The organism is Yersinia sp. FDAARGOS_228, assembly GCF_002073315.2.
Classification (GTDB): Bacteria; Pseudomonadota; Gammaproteobacteria; order Enterobacterales; family Enterobacteriaceae; genus Yersinia; species Yersinia intermedia.
Genome location: NZ_CP020409.2, coordinates 369,612 through 386,655, shown reverse-complemented (window position 1 = coordinate 386,655; position 17,044 = coordinate 369,612). Strand labels below are relative to the sequence as shown.

The window sequence follows — 17,044 nt, the reverse complement described above, 5'->3', positions numbered from 1 at the left end:
ATATGGAAGGCTCAGCGCTACTTACTGCCATTTTATTATTTTTATTTGCCGCTGTGGTTGCGGTTCCTATTGCCCAACGCCTCGGTATTGGTGCGGTGTTGGGCTACCTGATAGCCGGTATCGCCATCGGCCCATGGGGTTTGGGGTTTATTCGTGATGTTGACGAAATACTGCACTTCTCCGAGCTGGGTGTGGTGTTTTTGATGTTTATCATTGGTCTGGAGTTAAATCCAGCCAAGCTATGGCAGTTGCGGCGCTCTATTTTTGGTGTCGGTGCGTGTCAGGTAGTGATTACGGCTGCGGTATTGGGGGCTTTGCTCTATTTCACCCAATTCGCCTGGCAGGCGGCGGTTATTGGTGGCATTGGTTTGGCGATGTCCTCGACAGCGATGGCATTGCAGCTAATGCGGGAAAAAGGCATGAACCGCAACGAAGGCGGGCAGCTCGGATTCTCGGTGTTATTGTTCCAGGATATGGCGGTTATACCTGCTTTGGCATTGATTCCGATTCTGGCAGGGGGCGGGGGTGGCGCTAACGACTGGGCCAGGATTGGTCTGAAAGTTGCCGCGTTTGCTGGCATGTTAATTGGTGGCCGCTATCTGCTGCGCCCACTGTTCCGCTATATCGTTGCCTCTGGCGTGCGGGAGGTTTTTACTGCCGCTGCATTGCTAGTGGTATTAGGTTCTGCATTGTTTATGGATGCATTGGGCCTATCGATGGCGCTAGGGACATTTATCGCCGGGATATTACTGGCTGAAAGTGAATTCCAGCATGAACTGGAAATTGCTATCGAACCTTTTAAAGGGTTATTGCTCGGATTGTTCTTTATTTCGGTCGGAATGGCGCTGAACATTGGCGTATTGTTCACTCATCTGCTGGACATCCTCCTTGGCGTGTTAGCACTGGTATTTATCAAAGGTAGCGTGTTGTATGGCCTGGCGCGTACATTTGGTCTGCGCCGTTCGGTGCGCTTGCAATTTGCTGGTGTACTCAGTCAGGGGGGCGAGTTTGCCTTTGTGTTGTTCTCCGCCGCATTCTCTCAACATGTGCTAAATGCTGAACAATTGGCATTGCTGCTGGTGGTGGTTACGCTGTCGATGATGACGACACCACTATTGATGCAGGTTATCGATCGCATTCTGATCCGCCGTTATAACGCGCAGGAAGAGAGTGATGAGAAGCCGTTTGTGGAAGATAATGATCCACAGGTGATTATTGTTGGTTTCGGGCGGTTCGGTCAGGTGATTGGCCGCTTACTGATGGCGAACAAAATGCGCATTACCGTGCTGGAGCGTGATGTCAGTGCAGTGAGTGTGATGCGCAAATACGGTTACAAAGTGTATTACGGTGATGCTACCGAATTGGAGTTGCTGCGCGCCGCCGGTGCGGAAAAAGCCAAAGCTATCGTTATCACCTGTAATGAGCCGGAAGATACCATGACGTTGGTGCATCTGTGCCAACAGCATTTCCCTGATTTACACATTCTGGCTCGTGCCAGAGGGCGTGTGGAAGCACATGAACTGCTGCAAAATGGCGTCAAAGACTTCACCCGTGAGACTTTCTCCAGTGCGCTGGAGTTGGGGCGCAAAACGCTATTAGGATTGGGGATGCATCCACATCAAGCTTATCGGGCGCAACAACATTTCCGCCGCCTTGATATGCGTATGCTGCGTGAATTGGTGCCGCAGCATCATGGTGATGTGGCGCAAATCTCCAGAGTTAAAGAGGCCCGCCGTGAACTGGAAGATATTTTCCAGCGAGAAATGCTACATGAAAGTCGGCAATTAGATGGGTGGGATGAATACGAATAATGTCGGAGAAAGCGATGACAAGTGCTCTTAATAAGACAAAAACACGTAAAAGGTTTATTGCTGGCGCGGTTTGTCCAAAATGTAAGGCATTGGATACCTTGGCTTTATGGCGTGAAGATCATGTGGAGGTGGTGGAGTGTGTCAAGTGTGGTCACCATCAACGCCAGACTGATGAACAGGTCAATCAGCACGTCCGCCCGCATGAACAAGTGATCGGTATTTTCCATCCAGAGTAGCGTTATCCTTCGCGATTTTTTATGCTGGTGGGTACAGCGGTGCAGATTTCAGCTACAATCTGTGCCAATTTTTGTTCCAAGGGTAGGAGATATCATGAAAGTAGCAAAAGACTTGGTGGTCAGCCTGGCTTACCAGGTACGTACAGAAGACGGTGTTTTAGTTGATGAGTCTCCGGTGAGTGCGCCGTTGGACTACCTACACGGACACGGTTCCCTGATCGCTGGTTTGGAAAACGCGCTCGAAGGTCATGAGGCTGGCGACAGCTTTGACGTGCGTGTGAACGCAGACGAAGGCTACGGCAGCTATGATGAAAATCTGGTGCAGCGCGTACCGAAAGACGTCTTTATGGGCGTTGACGAGCTGGAAGTTGGCATGCGTTTCCTGGCTGATACCGATCAAGGTCCAGTACCGGTAGAAATCACTGCTGTTGAAGATGAGCACGTCGTGGTTGATGGTAACCACATGCTGGCGGGTCAGGATCTGAACTTCCACGTTGACGTGGTTGCTATCCGTGAAGCAACAGAAGAAGAGCTACAGCATGGTCACGTACATGGTGAGCATGATCATCACCACGAACACGGTGATGGTTGCTGCGGTGGTCATGGTCATGACCACGATGAGAGTGAGCACGGCCATGAACATGGCAAAGGTGGTTGTGGTAAAGGCGGCTGTGGCTGTCACTAATATCTGACTCTGTCAGTCAAAAGCCAGCCTTGCGGCTGGCTTTTTGCTATCTGCGTTAATAGTGCGGTGGCGGTGTCTCTTCTGCTGGCGAGGCCATCATGGACGACTGAGACTCCCGCAATTTATCGGTCAACAAACGCAGATGCTCCCGCAGCTTGGTCATTTCCATCTGATGTTCTGTCACGATCAAGTTGAGTTCCTCAATCGTCACTTCCTGAAATGCCAGACGGCTTTCCAGCATTTCGAGGCGTTGCTCAAACAGGGACTGTTCCATCTTATTTCCTCTCATTACTGCAAACGATGCAGCTACACTTGGTGCAACTGCAAGCTATACCTTTTGGGCATTATCCGCTCGGTAGCAGTTTAGCTAAAATGGCAGGACAGGCTAGATTCTACCTGTAAAAGCATGTGATTACCCTGTGAGGGTCAAGATATCTATAAAAACGAAACTTATTGTAGTAAAAAAAGTCTTAATATCACTTAATAGCATAAGTATTGAGATTGTTTTGTGTTCACACAGACAGTTATAGTACAAGTTACTCTTAAAATCGTTGCTTGGGGTAGAGTCCTTAAGCCAATGGAGAAATGGATGAAATCACTGTTTAAAGTAACGCTACTGGCTACCACCATGGCGCTGACCCTGAATACCTCTGCTACTTTCGCTGCTGAAGCAGCCAAAACCGCAGCCGCGCCAGCAACGACAAATAGCGCATTTAAAAATGATGACCAGCAATCTGCTTATGCATTAGGCGCATCATTGGGGCGTTACATGGATAATTCCCTGAAAGAACAAGAAAAACTGGGCATTAAACTGGATAAAGACCAGCTGATTGCCGGTGTACAAGATGCTTTTGCCAGCAAAAGCAAACTGACCGACGAAGAAATTGAAAAAACCCTACAAGGTTTTGAAGCGCGCGTAAAAGCCTCTGCTCAAGCAAAAATGGAGCAAGACGCTAAAGAAAATGCCGATAAAGGCACCAAGTATCGCGATACTTTCGCTAAAGAAAAAGACGTGAAGAAAACCGCATCTGGTCTACTGTACAAAGTTGAGAAAGCCGGTACGGGTGATGCACTGAAAGACAGCGATACCGTTGTAGTTAACTACAAAGGGACACTGACTGACGGAACTGAGTTTGATAACTCCTACAAGCGTGGTGAGCCATTATCCTTCCGCCTGGACGGTGTTATCCCTGGTTGGACTGAAGGCCTGAAGCAAATCAAGAAAGGCGGCAAGATCACGCTGGTTATTCCACCAGAGTTGGCTTACGGCAAAACTGGCGTCCCAGGTATCCCAGCTAACTCTACTCTGGTGTTCGATGTAGAGCTGCTGGATGTGAAAGCCGCGCCTAAAGCTGATGCGCCAGAAGAACAACCAGCAGTAGCTGCGGGCGAAAAAGCGAAGAAGTAATTTAGCTTAGTTCCCCGGTTCTGCTTATAACCGCTGCGATCATTGTCGTGGCGGTTTTTTTTTGCGGCACATCTATCAATTTTCACTTCTGTTCGTTGATAACTTGACGGTTTATGGCTTGTGGGCTTAACGTCAATATCACGTGTAAACACAAGGATTTTATCTCAGCATATTTGCTAGACTTAAAATCTAAGATATTGAGTTATGAGTCTGCCAACGATATTGAGACAGGCTTTACCTAGAGGATGGTGTCTTCGATGTCTAATTCGCTTCTCAGTAGCGAAACCAGTGAACTGGATTTACTGGATGAACGTCCGTTCAGTCAGACGGACCATGAAATACTAAAATCATACGAAGCCGTCGTTGATGGCTTAGCTATGCTTATTGGCGGCCACTGTGAAATTGTCCTGCACTCACTGGAAGATCTGAAAAGCTCTGCGGTAAGAATTGCGAATGGCGAACACACGGGAAGGCAAATTGGCTCACCGATAACAGACTTGGCTCTGCGGATGTTGCACGATATGGCTGGTGCTGACAGCAGTGTTTCAAGAGCTTATTTCACCCGAGCCAAGAGTGGTGTGCTGATGAAATCAGTCACTATCGCTATCCGTAACCGTGACCAGCGCGTTATTGGCTTGTTGTGTATCAACATGAATCTGGATGTGCCTTTCTCACAAATCATCCAGACGTTTATGCCGCCGGAAACGCAGGAGGTTGCTTCTTCGGTTAACTTTGCCTCATCCGTTGATGATTTGGTGGCACAAACACTTGAATTTACTATCGAAGAAGTCAATGCGGACCGCAATGTTTCTAACAATGCGAAAAACCGCCAAGTGGTACTTAATCTTTATGAAAAGGGCATTTTTGATATCAAAGATGCCATTAATCAGGTTGCTGAACGGCTTAATATCTCTAAGCACACCGTCTATCTCTACATTCGCCAATTCAAAAGTGGCGACCTTGTAGGGCACGACCGTTAATGCCTGGCGTGAAAAGATATTGTCTTATGGTCACCGGGCCTGCTTATGGTACGCAGCAGGCCAGCAGTGCCTATCAATTTGCGCAAGCCCTCATAAATTCAGGTCATCACTTGGTCAGTGTTTTCTTTTACCGCGAAGGTGTGCTGAATGCGAACCAATTGACCGCCCCAGCCAGTGACGAATTTGACTTGGTAAGGGCATGGCAGCAATTGGCGGCTAAGCATGCTGTTATGTTGAATGTGTGTGTAGCGGCGGCATTGCGCCGTGGTGTAACCGACCAACACGAAGCTAACCAACTCAATTTGGCTGTGGCAAATCTGCAACCGGGTTTTACCTTAACGGGCTTGGGTGCGTTAGCTGAAGCTGCATTGACGTGTGACCGGATGGTGCAATTTTAATGGCAATGAACCGTGTCGCGTTTGTTTTCACCCAAGGTCCGCACGGCAATTCGGCGGGGCGGGAAGGGTTGGATGCCTTACTGGCTACATCGGCATTGAGCGAAGATTTAGGCGTATTCTTTCTGTCAGATGGTGTTTTGCAGCTATTACCGCAACAACAACCGGAAATCATTCTCGCCAGAAACTATATTGCCACTTTCGGTGTCTTACCCCTGTACGATGTTGAGAATTGTTATATCTGCGAAGCCTCAATAGAGCAACGTGGGTTGAGTGGTGTGACGAACTGGATCCTTGATGTCGAGGTATTATCTCCGGTAAATTTACACCGCCAACTGGCAACTTATGATGTTGTGCTGACTTTTTAATGGGATTTGGGTCGCTATAATGCTGTATACCGTCAGTCATTCTCCTTATCGTTGCGATTTATCTGCTTTGCTGAGATTAGTCACATCCGAAGATGAGATTCTCTTTCTGCAAGATGGTGTTATGACTGTTTTGAAAAACAGTGAAAGTCTTAAGCTATTGTTAAATAACCCAGCTTCCTTCTTTGTGTTAGAAGATGACGTTATTGCACGTGGTTTGTCTGGTCAAATTTCAGACAGCGCGACGCTAATCGGCTATACTCACTTCGTGGATTTGACCCTAAAACATCAGCAACAACTGGCATGGTAATGCAGTCAATGCTGTATATTTCTTGACACCTTAGATAGTCAGCCATAAAATTCTGCGTCCTCGTTCTCTGCCAGTCGTGCAAACGAGGGGGATTTATCACGTGTTTACGAAGCAAAAAACCAGGAGCTTTTTTAATAATGGCAACGATTAACCAGCTGGTTCGCAAGCCACGCAGCATGAAGGTTGCTAAAAGCAACGTTCCTGCGCTGGAAGCATGCCCGCAGAAACGTGGTGTATGTACCCGCGTATATACTACCACCCCGAAAAAACCTAACTCCGCACTGCGTAAAGTTTGCCGTGTGCGTTTAACTAACGGTTTTGAAGTCACCTCCTACATCGGCGGTGAAGGTCATAACCTACAGGAACACTCCGTGATCCTGATCCGTGGCGGTCGTGTAAAAGACTTGCCAGGTGTGCGTTACCACACCGTTCGCGGCGCGCTTGACTGCTCAGGTGTTAAAGACCGTAAGCAATCACGTTCTAAGTACGGCGTGAAGAAGCCAAAGGCTTAATGGTTCTCCGTTAAGTAAGGCCAAACATTTTCACATTAATGTCAAAATAAACTCTTAGAGTTTTGGACAACCCTGAATTAACAACGGAGTATTTCCATGCCACGTCGTCGTGTAATTGGTCAGCGTAAAATTTTGCCAGATCCTAAGTTCGGATCTGAATTGCTGGCTAAATTTGTAAATATCCTGATGGTAGATGGTAAAAAATCTACTGCAGAAGCAATCGTCTATACCGCGCTGGAAACCCTGGCTCAGCGTTCTGGTAAAGATTTTCTGGAAGCTTTCGAAGTAGCTCTGGATAACGTGCGCCCGACTGTCGAAGTTAAGTCTCGCCGCGTTGGTGGTTCTACTTATCAGGTACCAGTTGAAGTTCGTCCGGTTCGTCGTAATGCCTTGGCAATGCGTTGGATCGTTGATGCTGCTCGTAAACGCGGTGATAAATCCATGGCTTTGCGCTTGGCGAATGAACTGTCTGACGCAGCAGAGAACAAAGGTTCTGCTGTTAAGAAACGTGAAGACGTTCACCGTATGGCCGAAGCTAACAAGGCGTTCGCGCACTACCGCTGGTAATTACCACGCAGTAGCTATGCTAACCATGCGGGCGCTTTAACAGTCAACCCGCATGGTTAACCGAATGAACGCCTAAGGCAATAGAGGAATCAAATGGCTCGTAAAACACCCATTGAGCGCTATCGTAATATCGGTATCAGCGCCCACATCGACGCCGGTAAGACAACCACTACCGAACGTATCCTGTTTTACACCGGTGTAAACCATAAGATCGGTGAAGTTCATGACGGCGCAGCCACCATGGACTGGATGGAACAGGAGCAGGAGCGTGGTATTACCATTACTTCTGCGGCTACTACCTGCTTCTGGTCTGGTATGGCTAAACAGTACGAACCACATCACGTCAATATCATTGACACCCCTGGGCACGTTGACTTCACCATCGAAGTAGAACGTTCCATGCGTGTTCTTGACGGCGCGGTAATGGTTTACTGTGCAGTTGGTGGTGTTCAGCCACAGTCTGAGACCGTATGGCGTCAGGCTAATAAATATAAAGTTCCACGCATTGCGTTCGTTAACAAAATGGACCGCATGGGTGCTAACTTCCTGAAAGTTGTTGGTCAGATTAAATCTCGTCTGGGCGCGACACCAGTTCCATTGCAACTGGCAATCGGCGCGGAAGAGAAATTCACCGGTATTATCGACCTGGTGAAAATGAAAGCGATCAACTGGAACGAAGCTGATCAGGGCGTGACCTTCGAATACGAAGAGATCCCTGCTGATATGGTTGAGCTGGCTGCTGAATGGCACCAGAATCTGGTTGAGTCTGCTGCAGAAGCGTCTGAAGAGCTGATGGACAAATACTTGGGCGGCGAAGAGCTGACCGAAGTCGAAATCAAGAAAGCTCTGCGTCAACGTGTTCTGCGCAACGAAGTTATCTTGGTTACCTGTGGTTCTGCGTTTAAAAACAAAGGCGTACAGGCAATGCTCGATGCAGTTATCGACTATCTGCCAGCACCAACTGACGTTGAAGCAATCAACGGTATTTTGGACGATGGTAAAGATACTCCGGCTGTTCGTCATTCAGACGACAAAGAGCCGTTCTCTGCATTGGCATTCAAAATTGCTACCGACCCGTTTGTGGGTAACCTGACGTTCTTCCGTGTGTACTCTGGTGTGGTTAACTCCGGTGACACCGTGTTGAACTCAGTGCGTTCACAGCGTGAGCGTCTGGGCCGTATCGTACAGATGCACGCTAACAAACGTGAAGAGATCAAAGAAGTTCGTGCTGGCGACATCGCAGCAGCGATCGGTCTGAAAGACGTGACGACGGGTGACACCCTGTGTGACCCAGCTAGTCCGATCATCTTGGAACGTATGGAGTTCCCAGAACCAGTAATCTCTGTTGCTGTTGAACCAAAAACCAAAGCCGACCAAGAAAAAATGGGTATGGCTCTGGGTCGTCTGGCAAAAGAAGATCCATCATTCCGCGTGTGGACTGACGAAGAATCTGGTCAGACTATCATCGCTGGTATGGGTGAGTTGCACTTGGATATCCTGGTTGACCGTATGCGCCGCGAATTTAACGTGGAAGCAAACGTCGGTAAACCTCAGGTTGCATACCGTGAAACTATCCGCGATACCGTTAAGGACGTGGAAGGTAAGCACGCTAAGCAGTCAGGCGGTCGTGGTCAGTACGGTCATGTTGTTATCGACATGTCTCCGTTACCACCGGGTGGCGCTGGATATGAATTCGTCAACGAAATCGTTGGTGGTTCTATTCCTAAAGAGTTCATCCCTGCTGTTGATAAAGGTATCCAGGAACAACTGAAATCCGGTCCTCTGGCTGGTTATCCGGTTGTTGACGTTAAAATCCGTCTGCACTACGGTTCTTACCATGACGTTGACTCCTCAGAATTGGCATTTAAATTAGCCGGTTCTATCGCCTTTAAAGAAGGTTTCAAACGAGCTAAACCAGTTCTGCTTGAGCCAATAATGAAGGTTGAAGTCGAAACCCCTGAAGATTACATGGGTGACGTAATGGGCGACCTTAACCGTCGTCGCGGTATCATCGAAGGTATGGAAGATACTGCTACCGGTAAAACCGTTCGCGTCAAGGTTCCGTTGTCTGAAATGTTCGGTTATGCTACTGACCTGCGTTCTCAGACTCAGGGCCGTGCTTCTTACTCCATGGAATTCCTGGAGTATGCTGAAGCACCTAGTAACGTCGCTAAAGCCGTTATCGAAGCCCGTGGCAAATAAGCTTTCGGGTTTAAAACAATGATCCAGTGCTCTCTCATAAGTGGGAGAGCACAAGAGTAAGGAATATAGTCGTGTCTAAAGAAAAATTTGAACGTAACAAACCCCATGTAAACGTAGGTACTATCGGCCACGTTGACCATGGTAAAACTACCCTGACTGCAGCAATCACCACCGTTCTGGCTAAAACCTACGGCGGTAGCGCTCGTGCTTTCGATCAGATTGATAACGCACCAGAAGAAAAAGCTCGTGGTATCACCATCAACACTTCTCACGTTGAATATGACACCCCGACTCGTCACTATGCGCACGTTGACTGCCCAGGACACGCCGACTACGTTAAAAACATGATCACCGGTGCTGCTCAGATGGACGGCGCGATCTTGGTTGTTGCTGCAACTGACGGTCCTATGCCACAGACTCGTGAGCACATCCTGTTGGGTCGCCAGGTTGGCGTTCCATACATGATCGTATTCATGAACAAATGTGACATGGTTGACGATGAAGAGCTGCTGGAACTGGTAGAAATGGAAGTTCGTGAACTTCTTTCTGCTTACGATTTCCCAGGCGACGACATTCCAGTAATCAAGGGCTCAGCTCTGAAAGCACTGGAAGGCGTTCCTGAGTGGGAAGCAAAAATTATCGAACTGGCTGAAGCATTGGATACCTATATTCCACTGCCAGAACGTGCTATCGATAAGCCATTCTTGCTGCCAATCGAAGACGTATTCTCTATCTCAGGCCGTGGTACTGTTGTAACTGGTCGTGTAGAGCGCGGTATCGTTAAAGTTGGTGAAGAAGTAGAGATCGTTGGTATCAAAGATACTGTTAAATCTACTTGTACTGGCGTTGAAATGTTCCGCAAACTGCTGGACGAAGGCCGTGCTGGTGAGAACGTTGGTGTTCTGCTGCGTGGTATCAAACGTGAAGATATCGAACGTGGTCAGGTTCTGGCTAAACCAGGTTCTATCAAACCACACACTACCTTTGATTCAGAAGTTTATATTCTGAGCAAAGACGAAGGCGGCCGTCATACTCCGTTCTTCAAAGGCTACCGTCCTCAGTTCTACTTCCGTACAACTGACGTAACCGGTACCATCGAACTGCCAGAAGGCGTTGAAATGGTAATGCCTGGTGATAACGTGAACATGGTTGTTACCCTGATTCACCCAATCGCAATGGACGACGGCCTGCGTTTCGCAATCCGTGAAGGCGGCCGTACTGTAGGCGCTGGTGTTGTTGCTAAAGTTATCGCTTAATTGCTTTACTGATTAATTATTTTATTGATCAAGTCATAAAGGGTGCTTCGGCACCCTTTTTTATTTATAAAGCTAATAATCTCAATTGAAATAACACGCATTCTTATTTACACTTAAGGGACTGGTCAAGAAGTGAGTCTCTCTATGTACGTTTGCCTGTGTAATGCGGTATCTGACAAAGTTATCCGTAAAGCTGTACGTCAGCACCATCCACATACCATTAAACAACTGCGTCAATTGGTACCCATTGGTACAGACTGCGGTAAGTGCATCCGACAGGCCAGAGAGATACTGATTGAGGAGCGCGCGAATATTCCAGAAATGAATGATGTTGCCTAATAGTTAGCAGGGATAAGTTTTCCCCATACTTTGCCATCTGGTACTACACTTTGAGTACTGGAAGCGGAGGGTATACTTATGAAAGGCGATAAAAAGATAATTGCACACCTTAATAAACTACTCGGAAACGAGCTGGTTGCCATCAATCAATATTTTCTCCATGCCCGGATGTTTAAAAACTGGGGGCTGATGCGCCTTAATGATAAGGAGTATCACGAATCCATAGACGAAATGAAGCATGCCGATAAATACATCGAGCGCATTTTATTCCTCGAAGGTATCCCTAACCTACAGGACTTGGGTAAGTTGAATATTGGTGAAGATGTTGAGGAAATTCTGAAATCAGATTTAGCACTTGAGTTAGCCGGTGCGAAGGATCTGCGTGAAGGCATCGCTTACGCTGATTCTATTCATGATTATGTTAGTCGCGATTTATTGAAAGAAATTCTTGCTGACGAAGAAGGCCATATTGACTGGCTCGAAACAGAACTGAGCCTGATTGAGCGTTTAGGTATACAAAACTACTCTCAAGCGCAGTTGGCAAAAGACTAAATCCTCGCAAGATAGCTTGTTTATTAACCATGATATTATTCAGTCAAAAAGAGTGAGAATCCTTCTTGGACTCACTCTTTTTTTCATTCCTACCACCTAAATTAACCTTATATCCCCTTAATTAAATTATCTGCTAAGTTTTTGCATAGATTTCCAACACCGGCTTGCTTCCTGCTGGTATTTACGTATAATGCGCGGGCCTACCTAATCTTGGTGGGCCAGATTGAAACTAATCTGTCAGTCATAGCCTAGTGCTGTTACTGAACAATACTCCCGATATGGGGGTTATATGTTGAACGATTACACTCCCCCATCAATCGAAATGGGTGCGAGGAGTAATCATTTACGTTTATAAATAATTGGAGCTCTGGTCTCATGCAGAACCAAAGAATCCGTATCCGCCTGAAAGCGTTTGATCATCGTTTGATCGATCAATCAACTGCGGAAATCGTCGAGACTGCCAAGCGCACTGGTGCGCAGGTTCGTGGTCCGATCCCGCTGCCAACTCGCAAAGAGCGCTTTACCGTTCTGATCTCTCCGCACGTCAATAAAGATGCGCGCGATCAGTACGAGATTCGCACTCACAAGCGTCTAGTTGACATCGTTGAGCCAACCGAGAAAACCGTTGATGCTCTGATGCGTCTGGATCTGGCTGCCGGTGTAGACGTGCAGATCAGCCTGGGTTAATCAGGTCATTGAGCGATTGAGAGGTTGAAACAATGATTGGTTTAGTCGGTAAGAAAGTGGGCATGACGCGTATCTTCACTGAAGATGGCGTTTCAATCCCAGTAACTGTTATCGAAATTGAAGCGAACCGCGTAACTCAGGTCAAAAGCCTGGAGAACGACGGATACCGTGCTGTGCAAGTAACTACCGGTGCTAAAAAAGCTAACCGCGTTACTAAACCAGAAGCGGGTCATTTCGCTAAAGCTGGCGTAGAAGCTGGCCGTGGTCTGTGGGAATTCCGCCTTCCAGAAGGTCAAGAATTCACTGCTGGTCAAGAAATTAGCGTCGAAATTTTTGCAGACGTTAAGAAAGTCGACGTTACAGGTACGTCTAAAGGTAAAGGTTTTGCCGGTACTGTTAAGCGCTGGAACTTCCGTACCCAAGATGCTACCCATGGTAACTCCTTGTCTCACCGCGCTCCGGGTTCTATCGGTCAGAACCAGACTCCGGGCAAAGTGTTTAAAGGCAAGAAAATGGCAGGCCATATGGGTGATGAACGTGTAACTGTTCAAAGCCTGGATGTAGTACGTGTTGACGCTGAGCGCAACCTACTGCTGGTCAAGGGCGCTGTACCGGGAGCAACCGGTGGCAACCTGATCGTAAAACCGGCTGTCAAGGCGTAACGTCGAGGAGATAGGAATGGAATTGGTAATGAAAGACGCGCAAGGCGCGCTGACTGTTTCCGAAACTACCTTCGGGCGTGATTTCAATGAAGCGCTTGTACATCAGGTTGTTGTTGCTTACGCAGCAGGTGCCCGTCAAGGTACTCGTGCTCAGAAGACCCGTGCTGAAGTAACAGGTTCCGGTAAGAAACCGTGGCGCCAGAAAGGCACCGGCCGTGCGCGTGCAGGTTCTGTAAAGAGCCCAATCTGGCGTTCAGGTGGTGTGACCTTTGCTGCGAAGCCTCAGGATCACAGTCAGAAAGTAAATAAAAAGATGTACCGCGGCGCGCTGAAAAGCATTCTGTCCGAATTGGTACGTCAAGATCGTCTGATCATTGTCGAAAAGTTCTCTGTTGAAGCACCTAAAACTAAGTTGCTGGCGCAGAAACTGAAAGATATGGCTCTGGAAGATGTGCTGATCGTAACGGGTGAACTGGACGAGAACTTGTTCTTGGCAGCTCGCAACCTGTACAAGGTTGACGTTCGCGATGTAGCCGGTATCGACCCAGTTAGCCTGATCGCCTTCGACAAAGTGGTTATGACTGCTGATGCTGTGAAGCAAGTTGAGGAGATGCTGGCATGATTCGTGAAGAACGTCTGCTGAAAGTACTGCGCGCGCCGCATGTATCTGAAAAAGCGTCCGCTGCGATGGAAAAGAATAACACCATCGTTCTCAAAGTTGCCAAAGACGCGACCAAAGCAGAAATTAAAGCTGCAGTGCAGAAACTGTTTGAAGTCGAAGTCGAAGACGTTAACACCTTGCTGGTTAAAGGCAAGAGTAAGCGTCACGGTCAGCGTGTTGGTCGTCGTAGCGACTGGAAAAAAGCTTACGTCACCCTGAAAGAAGGCCAGAACCTGGACTTCATCGGCGGCGCAGAGTAAGTCGGAGGAGTAAAACAATGGCAATTGTTAAATGTAAACCTACATCTCCGGGTCGTCGCCACGTTGTTAAAGTGGTTAACCAGGAGTTGCATAAGGGTAAGCCTTATGCCCCGTTGCTTGAGAAATTAAGCAAAAGCGGTGGCCGTAACAACAATGGCCGTATCACTACCCGTCATATCGGTGGTGGCCACAAGCAACATTATCGTCTGGTTGACTTCAAACGCAACAAAGATGGTATCCCTGCTGTGGTTGAGCGTCTGGAGTACGATCCGAACCGTTCCGCGAATATCGCGCTGGTTCTGTACAAAGACGGCGAACGCCGTTATATCCTGGCGCCAAAAGGCCTGAAAGCTGGTGACCAGATTCAATCTGGCGTTGATGCTGCAATTAAAGCAGGTAACACCCTGCCTATGCGTAACATCCCAGTTGGTTCAACGGTTCATAACGTAGAAATGAAACCAGGTAAAGGCGGCCAATTGGCTCGTTCTGCTGGTGCATACGTTCAGATCGTTGCTCGTGACGGTTCCTACGTTACTCTGCGTCTGCGCTCCGGCGAAATGCGCAAAGTTCAAGCTGATTGCCGCGCCACCTTAGGTGAAGTCGGTAACGCTGAACACATGCTGCGTGTGCTGGGTAAAGCAGGTGCTAGTCGTTGGCGTGGTATTCGTCCTACCGTTCGCGGTACGGCGATGAACCCGGTAGATCACCCACACGGTGGTGGTGAAGGTCGTAACTTTGGTAAGCACCCGGTAACTCCGTGGGGCGTTCAAACCAAAGGTAAGAAGACCCGTAGCAACAAGCGTACTGATAAGTTCATCGTACGTCGCCGTAGTAAAAAATAATTAGAGGATAAGCCATGCCACGTTCTCTCAAGAAAGGTCCCTTCATTGACCTGCACTTGCTGAAGAAGGTAGAGAAAGCGGTGGAAAGCGGAGACAAGAAGCCAATTCGGACTTGGTCCCGTCGTTCAACGGTCTTTCCAAATATGATCGGTTTGACCATCGCTGTCCATAATGGTCGTCAGCACGTTCCCGTTTTTGTTTCCGATGAAATGGTCGGTCACAAACTGGGTGAATTCGCGCCGACCCGTACTTATCGCGGCCATGCGGCCGATAAAAAGGCTAAAAAGCGCTAAGGTAGGAGGAAGAGATGGAAACTATCGCTAAACATCGCCACGCTCGTTCTTCTGCTCAGAAGGTTCGCTTGGTAGCGGACCTGATTCGCGGTAAGAAAGTGTCGCAAGCTCTGGAAACTCTGACCTATACCAACAAGAAAGCTGCTGGTTTGGTTAAGAAGGTACTAGAGTCTGCCATTGCTAACGCAGAACACAACGATGGCGCTGACATCGATGATCTGAAAGTCACGAAGATCTTCGTAGACGAAGGCCCTAGCATGAAGCGCATTATGCCGCGTGCAAAAGGTCGTGCAGATCGCATCCTGAAGCGCACCAGCCACATTACTGTGGTTGTGTCCGATCGCTGAGACTCTGGAGACTAGCAATGGGTCAGAAAGTACATCCTAATGGTATTCGACTAGGTATTGTCAAAGCTTGGAACTCTACCTGGTACGCAAATACCAAAGAATTCGCTGACAACCTGGACAGCGACTTTAAAGTTCGCCAATTCCTGACTAAGGAATTAGCGAAAGCTTCCGTTTCTCGCATCGTTATCGAGCGTCCAGCGAAGAGCATCCGTGTGACTATTCACACCGCTCGTCCTGGCATCGTTATCGGCAAGAAAGGTGAAGATGTCGAAAAACTGCGTAAGGTCGTAGCGGATATCGCTGGCGTTCCTGCACAGATTAACATCGCCGAAGTCCGTAAACCGGAACTGGACGCAAAATTGGTTGCTGACAGCATCACTTCACAGCTGGAACGTCGCGTTATGTTCCGTCGTGCTATGAAGCGTGCTGTACAGAACGCAATGCGTCTTGGCGCTAAAGGTATCAAAGTTGAAGTAAGCGGCCGCCTTGGCGGTGCTGAAATCGCGCGTACCGAATGGTACCGTGAAGGTCGTGTTCCGTTGCATACACTGCGTGCGGATATCGATTACAACACATCTGAAGCGCACACCACTTATGGTGTAATCGGCGTTAAGGTATGGATCTTCAAAGGTGAGATCTTGGGTGGTATGGCTGCTGTTGAACAACCGGAACCGGCTGCTCAACCTAAAAAGCAGCAGCGTAAAGGCCGCAAGTAAGGAGAATCGCTGATGTTACAACCAAAGCGTACAAAATTCCGTAAGATGCACAAAGGCCGTAACCGTGGCCTTGCGCAAGGTACGGATGTTAGCTTCGGTGAGTTCGGCCTGAAAGCTTGTGGCCGTTGCCGCCTGACGGCTCGTCAAATCGAAGCAGCCCGTCGTGCGATGACACGTGCAATTAAGCGTCAAGGTAAGGTCTGGATCCGTGTATTCCCGGACAAGCCGATCACCGAGAAGCCGCTCGAAGTGCGTATGGGTAAAGGTAAGGGTAACGTAGAGTATTGGGTTGCCCTGATCCAGCCAGGAAAAGTTTTATTTGAAATGGCTGGTGTGCCGGAAGAAACTGCTCGCGAAGCATTTAAGCTCGCAGCAGCGAAACTGCCTGTAGGAACCACCTTTGTAACTAAGACGGTGATGTAATGAAAGCACAAGAGCTGCGTGAAAAAAGCGTTGAAGAGCTGAACACTGAGCTGCTCAACCTGCTGCGTGAGCAATTTAATTTGCGCATGCAGGCGGCTAGTGGCCAGCTGCAACAAACTCACCTGTCGAAACAAGTGCGCCGTAATATCGCACGTGTTAAGACTTTACTGACTGAAAAGGCGGGTGCGTAATGACTGACCAAATCCGTACTCTGCAAGGTCGCGTAGTTAGTGACAAAATGGAGAAATCCATGGTTGTTGCTATCGAGCGTGTGGTGAAGCACCCGATTTATGGGAAATTCATCCGTCGTACGACGAAATTGCATGTACATGACGAGAACAATGAATGTGGTATTGGTGACGTGGTAGAAATCCGCGAATGCCGTCCACTGTCAAAGACTAAGTCTTGGACGCTTGTTCGCGTTGTAGAGAAAGCGATTCTGTAATAGAGTAGCCAACTCGAACATAATAAACGGCTCAGAAAGTGGGCCGTTTATTTTTTCTACCCATAGTTTGGAAGCAGTGTTATAATGCTG

General features: G+C 48.2%; 26 protein-coding genes. 25 read left to right on the top strand and 1 reads right to left on the bottom strand.

Annotated elements, in window-relative coordinates:
* The first annotated feature begins 2 nt into the window (after positions 1-2).
* The 3 genes from kefB to slyD all read left to right on the top strand — a co-directional run bounded on the left by kefB (position 3) and on the right by slyD (position 2,732).
* On the top strand, positions 3-1,811 hold the full coding sequence (gene kefB / locus A6J67_RS01870; protein ID WP_005186206.1) for a glutathione-regulated potassium-efflux system protein KefB: 1,809 nt from the start codon (positions 3-5) through the stop codon (positions 1,809-1,811).
* A 14-nt stretch (positions 1,812-1,825) separates the two neighbouring features.
* Positions 1,826-2,047 (top strand): YheV family putative zinc ribbon protein, encoded by a 222-nt coding sequence (locus tag A6J67_RS01865; RefSeq protein ID WP_032906619.1) that lies wholly within the window; start codon positions 1,826-1,828, stop codon positions 2,045-2,047.
* Between the two features lie 94 nt (positions 2,048-2,141).
* Positions 2,142-2,732, top strand: a complete 591-nt coding sequence (slyD, locus tag A6J67_RS01860) for a peptidylprolyl isomerase (protein WP_005186207.1) — start codon at positions 2,142-2,144, stop codon at positions 2,730-2,732.
* Between the two features lie 55 nt (positions 2,733-2,787).
* Here the strand turns inward: slyD and A6J67_RS01855 are convergent, their stop codons facing one another.
* The gene (locus A6J67_RS01855) at positions 2,788-3,006 is read right to left on the bottom strand and encodes a protein SlyX (RefSeq protein WP_005186209.1); all 219 of its coding nucleotides are present in this window, start codon (positions 3,004-3,006) and stop codon (positions 2,788-2,790) included.
* Between the two features lie 315 nt (positions 3,007-3,321).
* Between A6J67_RS01855 and fkpA the strand changes: the two genes are divergently transcribed.
* The 22 genes from fkpA to rpsQ all read left to right on the top strand — a co-directional run bounded on the left by fkpA (position 3,322) and on the right by rpsQ (position 16,954).
* Entirely contained in the window at positions 3,322-4,140 is an 819-nt protein-coding gene (fkpA, locus tag A6J67_RS01850) for an FKBP-type peptidyl-prolyl cis-trans isomerase (RefSeq protein WP_032906601.1), read from the top strand.
* Between the two features lie 257 nt (positions 4,141-4,397).
* Positions 4,398-5,120, top strand: a complete 723-nt coding sequence (locus A6J67_RS01845) for a transcriptional regulator (RefSeq protein WP_032906602.1) — start codon at positions 4,398-4,400, stop codon at positions 5,118-5,120.
* Positions 5,120-5,518 carry a sulfurtransferase complex subunit TusD gene (gene tusD / locus A6J67_RS01840; protein ID WP_050073719.1) on the top strand — a complete coding sequence of 133 codons (399 nt, stop codon included), beginning with the start codon at positions 5,120-5,122 and terminating at the stop codon, positions 5,516-5,518. Before A6J67_RS01845 ends, tusD begins: the two co-directional genes overlap by 1 nt.
* Positions 5,518-5,883, top strand: coding sequence for a sulfurtransferase complex subunit TusC (gene tusC, locus A6J67_RS01835; protein ID WP_005186219.1), 366 nt, complete (start codon positions 5,518-5,520; stop codon positions 5,881-5,883). The genes tusD and tusC overlap by 1 nt, the downstream gene beginning before the upstream one ends.
* A gap of 19 nt (positions 5,884-5,902) precedes the next feature.
* Entirely contained in the window at positions 5,903-6,190 is a 288-nt protein-coding gene (gene tusB, locus A6J67_RS01830; RefSeq protein WP_005186220.1) for a sulfurtransferase complex subunit TusB, read from the top strand.
* 137 nt (positions 6,191-6,327) lie between these two features.
* The gene (rpsL, locus tag A6J67_RS01825; protein ID WP_002212323.1) at positions 6,328-6,702 is read left to right on the top strand and encodes a 30S ribosomal protein S12; all 375 of its coding nucleotides are present in this window, start codon (positions 6,328-6,330) and stop codon (positions 6,700-6,702) included.
* A gap of 96 nt (positions 6,703-6,798) precedes the next feature.
* Positions 6,799-7,269 (top strand): 30S ribosomal protein S7, encoded by a 471-nt coding sequence (rpsG, locus tag A6J67_RS01820; RefSeq protein WP_002212324.1) that lies wholly within the window; start codon positions 6,799-6,801, stop codon positions 7,267-7,269.
* Positions 7,270-7,362: 93 nt separating this feature from the next.
* A complete protein-coding gene (fusA, locus tag A6J67_RS01815) occupies positions 7,363-9,471 on the top strand; it encodes an elongation factor G (RefSeq protein ID WP_005186225.1) in 2,109 nt (702 codons plus the stop codon).
* Between the two features lie 71 nt (positions 9,472-9,542).
* On the top strand, positions 9,543-10,727 hold the full coding sequence (gene tuf / locus A6J67_RS01805; protein ID WP_005186230.1) for an elongation factor Tu: 1,185 nt from the start codon (positions 9,543-9,545) through the stop codon (positions 10,725-10,727).
* A gap of 144 nt (positions 10,728-10,871) precedes the next feature.
* Positions 10,872-11,066, top strand: a complete 195-nt coding sequence (gene bfd, locus A6J67_RS01800) for a bacterioferritin-associated ferredoxin (protein ID WP_005186233.1) — start codon at positions 10,872-10,874, stop codon at positions 11,064-11,066.
* 78 nt (positions 11,067-11,144) lie between these two features.
* Positions 11,145-11,618, top strand: coding sequence for a bacterioferritin (bfr, locus tag A6J67_RS01795; protein ID WP_005174628.1), 474 nt, complete (start codon positions 11,145-11,147; stop codon positions 11,616-11,618).
* 375 nt (positions 11,619-11,993) lie between these two features.
* Positions 11,994-12,305: a 30S ribosomal protein S10 gene (gene rpsJ / locus A6J67_RS01790; protein WP_001181005.1), complete on the top strand. Its 312-nt coding sequence runs from the start codon at positions 11,994-11,996 to the stop codon at positions 12,303-12,305.
* 32 nt (positions 12,306-12,337) lie between these two features.
* Complete coding sequence (gene rplC / locus A6J67_RS01785) at positions 12,338-12,967, top strand: 50S ribosomal protein L3 (RefSeq protein ID WP_005186238.1); 630 nt, start codon at positions 12,338-12,340, stop codon at positions 12,965-12,967.
* A 16-nt stretch (positions 12,968-12,983) separates the two neighbouring features.
* Positions 12,984-13,589 carry a 50S ribosomal protein L4 gene (gene rplD, locus A6J67_RS01780; RefSeq protein WP_004702326.1) on the top strand — a complete coding sequence of 202 codons (606 nt, stop codon included), beginning with the start codon at positions 12,984-12,986 and terminating at the stop codon, positions 13,587-13,589.
* The gene (gene rplW, locus A6J67_RS01775) at positions 13,586-13,888 is read left to right on the top strand and encodes a 50S ribosomal protein L23 (RefSeq protein WP_005159841.1); all 303 of its coding nucleotides are present in this window, start codon (positions 13,586-13,588) and stop codon (positions 13,886-13,888) included. The genes rplD and rplW overlap by 4 nt, the downstream gene beginning before the upstream one ends.
* A 17-nt stretch (positions 13,889-13,905) precedes the next feature.
* Entirely contained in the window at positions 13,906-14,730 is an 825-nt protein-coding gene (rplB, locus tag A6J67_RS01770) for a 50S ribosomal protein L2 (protein ID WP_005186240.1), read from the top strand.
* A 14-nt stretch (positions 14,731-14,744) separates the two neighbouring features.
* On the top strand, positions 14,745-15,023 hold the full coding sequence (gene rpsS, locus A6J67_RS01765) for a 30S ribosomal protein S19 (protein WP_002213430.1): 279 nt from the start codon (positions 14,745-14,747) through the stop codon (positions 15,021-15,023).
* A gap of 14 nt (positions 15,024-15,037) precedes the next feature.
* Positions 15,038-15,370, top strand: coding sequence for a 50S ribosomal protein L22 (rplV, locus tag A6J67_RS01760; protein ID WP_002223844.1), 333 nt, complete (start codon positions 15,038-15,040; stop codon positions 15,368-15,370).
* Positions 15,371-15,387: 17 nt separating this feature from the next.
* A complete protein-coding gene (rpsC, locus tag A6J67_RS01755) occupies positions 15,388-16,086 on the top strand; it encodes a 30S ribosomal protein S3 (RefSeq protein ID WP_002221644.1) in 699 nt (232 codons plus the stop codon).
* 12 nt (positions 16,087-16,098) lie between these two features.
* The gene (gene rplP / locus A6J67_RS01750) at positions 16,099-16,509 is read left to right on the top strand and encodes a 50S ribosomal protein L16 (RefSeq protein WP_002218940.1); all 411 of its coding nucleotides are present in this window, start codon (positions 16,099-16,101) and stop codon (positions 16,507-16,509) included.
* On the top strand, positions 16,509-16,700 hold the full coding sequence (gene rpmC / locus A6J67_RS01745) for a 50S ribosomal protein L29 (protein WP_005159843.1): 192 nt from the start codon (positions 16,509-16,511) through the stop codon (positions 16,698-16,700). The genes rplP and rpmC overlap by 1 nt, the downstream gene beginning before the upstream one ends.
* Positions 16,700-16,954 carry a 30S ribosomal protein S17 gene (gene rpsQ, locus A6J67_RS01740; protein ID WP_002228135.1) on the top strand — a complete coding sequence of 85 codons (255 nt, stop codon included), beginning with the start codon at positions 16,700-16,702 and terminating at the stop codon, positions 16,952-16,954. The genes rpmC and rpsQ overlap by 1 nt, the downstream gene beginning before the upstream one ends.
* Positions 16,955-17,044: the final 90 nt, after the last annotated feature.

Bases quoted from the DNA above. Each gene is read 5' to 3' on its own strand.
- kefB (WP_005186206.1), top strand. From the start codon at position 3: ATGGAAGGCTCAGCGCTACTTACTGCCATTTTATTATTTTTATTTGCC.
- A6J67_RS01865 (WP_032906619.1), top strand. From the start codon at position 1,826: ATGACAAGTGCTCTTAATAAGACAAAAACACGTAAAAGGTTTATTGCT.
- slyD (WP_005186207.1), top strand. From the start codon at position 2,142: ATGAAAGTAGCAAAAGACTTGGTGGTCAGCCTGGCTTACCAGGTACGT.
- A6J67_RS01855 (WP_005186209.1), bottom strand. From the start codon at position 3,006: ATGGAACAGTCCCTGTTTGAGCAACGCCTCGAAATGCTGGAAAGCCGT.
- fkpA (WP_032906601.1), top strand. From the start codon at position 3,322: ATGAAATCACTGTTTAAAGTAACGCTACTGGCTACCACCATGGCGCTG.
- A6J67_RS01845 (WP_032906602.1), top strand. From the start codon at position 4,398: ATGTCTAATTCGCTTCTCAGTAGCGAAACCAGTGAACTGGATTTACTG.
- tusD (WP_050073719.1), top strand. From the start codon at position 5,120: ATGCCTGGCGTGAAAAGATATTGTCTTATGGTCACCGGGCCTGCTTAT.
- tusC (WP_005186219.1), top strand. From the start codon at position 5,518: ATGGCAATGAACCGTGTCGCGTTTGTTTTCACCCAAGGTCCGCACGGC.
- tusB (WP_005186220.1), top strand. From the start codon at position 5,903: ATGCTGTATACCGTCAGTCATTCTCCTTATCGTTGCGATTTATCTGCT.
- rpsL (WP_002212323.1), top strand. From the start codon at position 6,328: ATGGCAACGATTAACCAGCTGGTTCGCAAGCCACGCAGCATGAAGGTT.
- rpsG (WP_002212324.1), top strand. From the start codon at position 6,799: ATGCCACGTCGTCGTGTAATTGGTCAGCGTAAAATTTTGCCAGATCCT.
- fusA (WP_005186225.1), top strand. From the start codon at position 7,363: ATGGCTCGTAAAACACCCATTGAGCGCTATCGTAATATCGGTATCAGC.
- bfd (WP_005186233.1), top strand. From the start codon at position 10,872: ATGTACGTTTGCCTGTGTAATGCGGTATCTGACAAAGTTATCCGTAAA.
- bfr (WP_005174628.1), top strand. From the start codon at position 11,145: ATGAAAGGCGATAAAAAGATAATTGCACACCTTAATAAACTACTCGGA.
- rpsJ (WP_001181005.1), top strand. From the start codon at position 11,994: ATGCAGAACCAAAGAATCCGTATCCGCCTGAAAGCGTTTGATCATCGT.
- rplC (WP_005186238.1), top strand. From the start codon at position 12,338: ATGATTGGTTTAGTCGGTAAGAAAGTGGGCATGACGCGTATCTTCACT.
- rplD (WP_004702326.1), top strand. From the start codon at position 12,984: ATGGAATTGGTAATGAAAGACGCGCAAGGCGCGCTGACTGTTTCCGAA.
- rplW (WP_005159841.1), top strand. From the start codon at position 13,586: ATGATTCGTGAAGAACGTCTGCTGAAAGTACTGCGCGCGCCGCATGTA.
- rplB (WP_005186240.1), top strand. From the start codon at position 13,906: ATGGCAATTGTTAAATGTAAACCTACATCTCCGGGTCGTCGCCACGTT.
- rpsS (WP_002213430.1), top strand. From the start codon at position 14,745: ATGCCACGTTCTCTCAAGAAAGGTCCCTTCATTGACCTGCACTTGCTG.
- rplV (WP_002223844.1), top strand. From the start codon at position 15,038: ATGGAAACTATCGCTAAACATCGCCACGCTCGTTCTTCTGCTCAGAAG.
- rpsC (WP_002221644.1), top strand. From the start codon at position 15,388: ATGGGTCAGAAAGTACATCCTAATGGTATTCGACTAGGTATTGTCAAA.
- rplP (WP_002218940.1), top strand. From the start codon at position 16,099: ATGTTACAACCAAAGCGTACAAAATTCCGTAAGATGCACAAAGGCCGT.
- rpmC (WP_005159843.1), top strand. From the start codon at position 16,509: ATGAAAGCACAAGAGCTGCGTGAAAAAAGCGTTGAAGAGCTGAACACT.
- rpsQ (WP_002228135.1), top strand. From the start codon at position 16,700: ATGACTGACCAAATCCGTACTCTGCAAGGTCGCGTAGTTAGTGACAAA.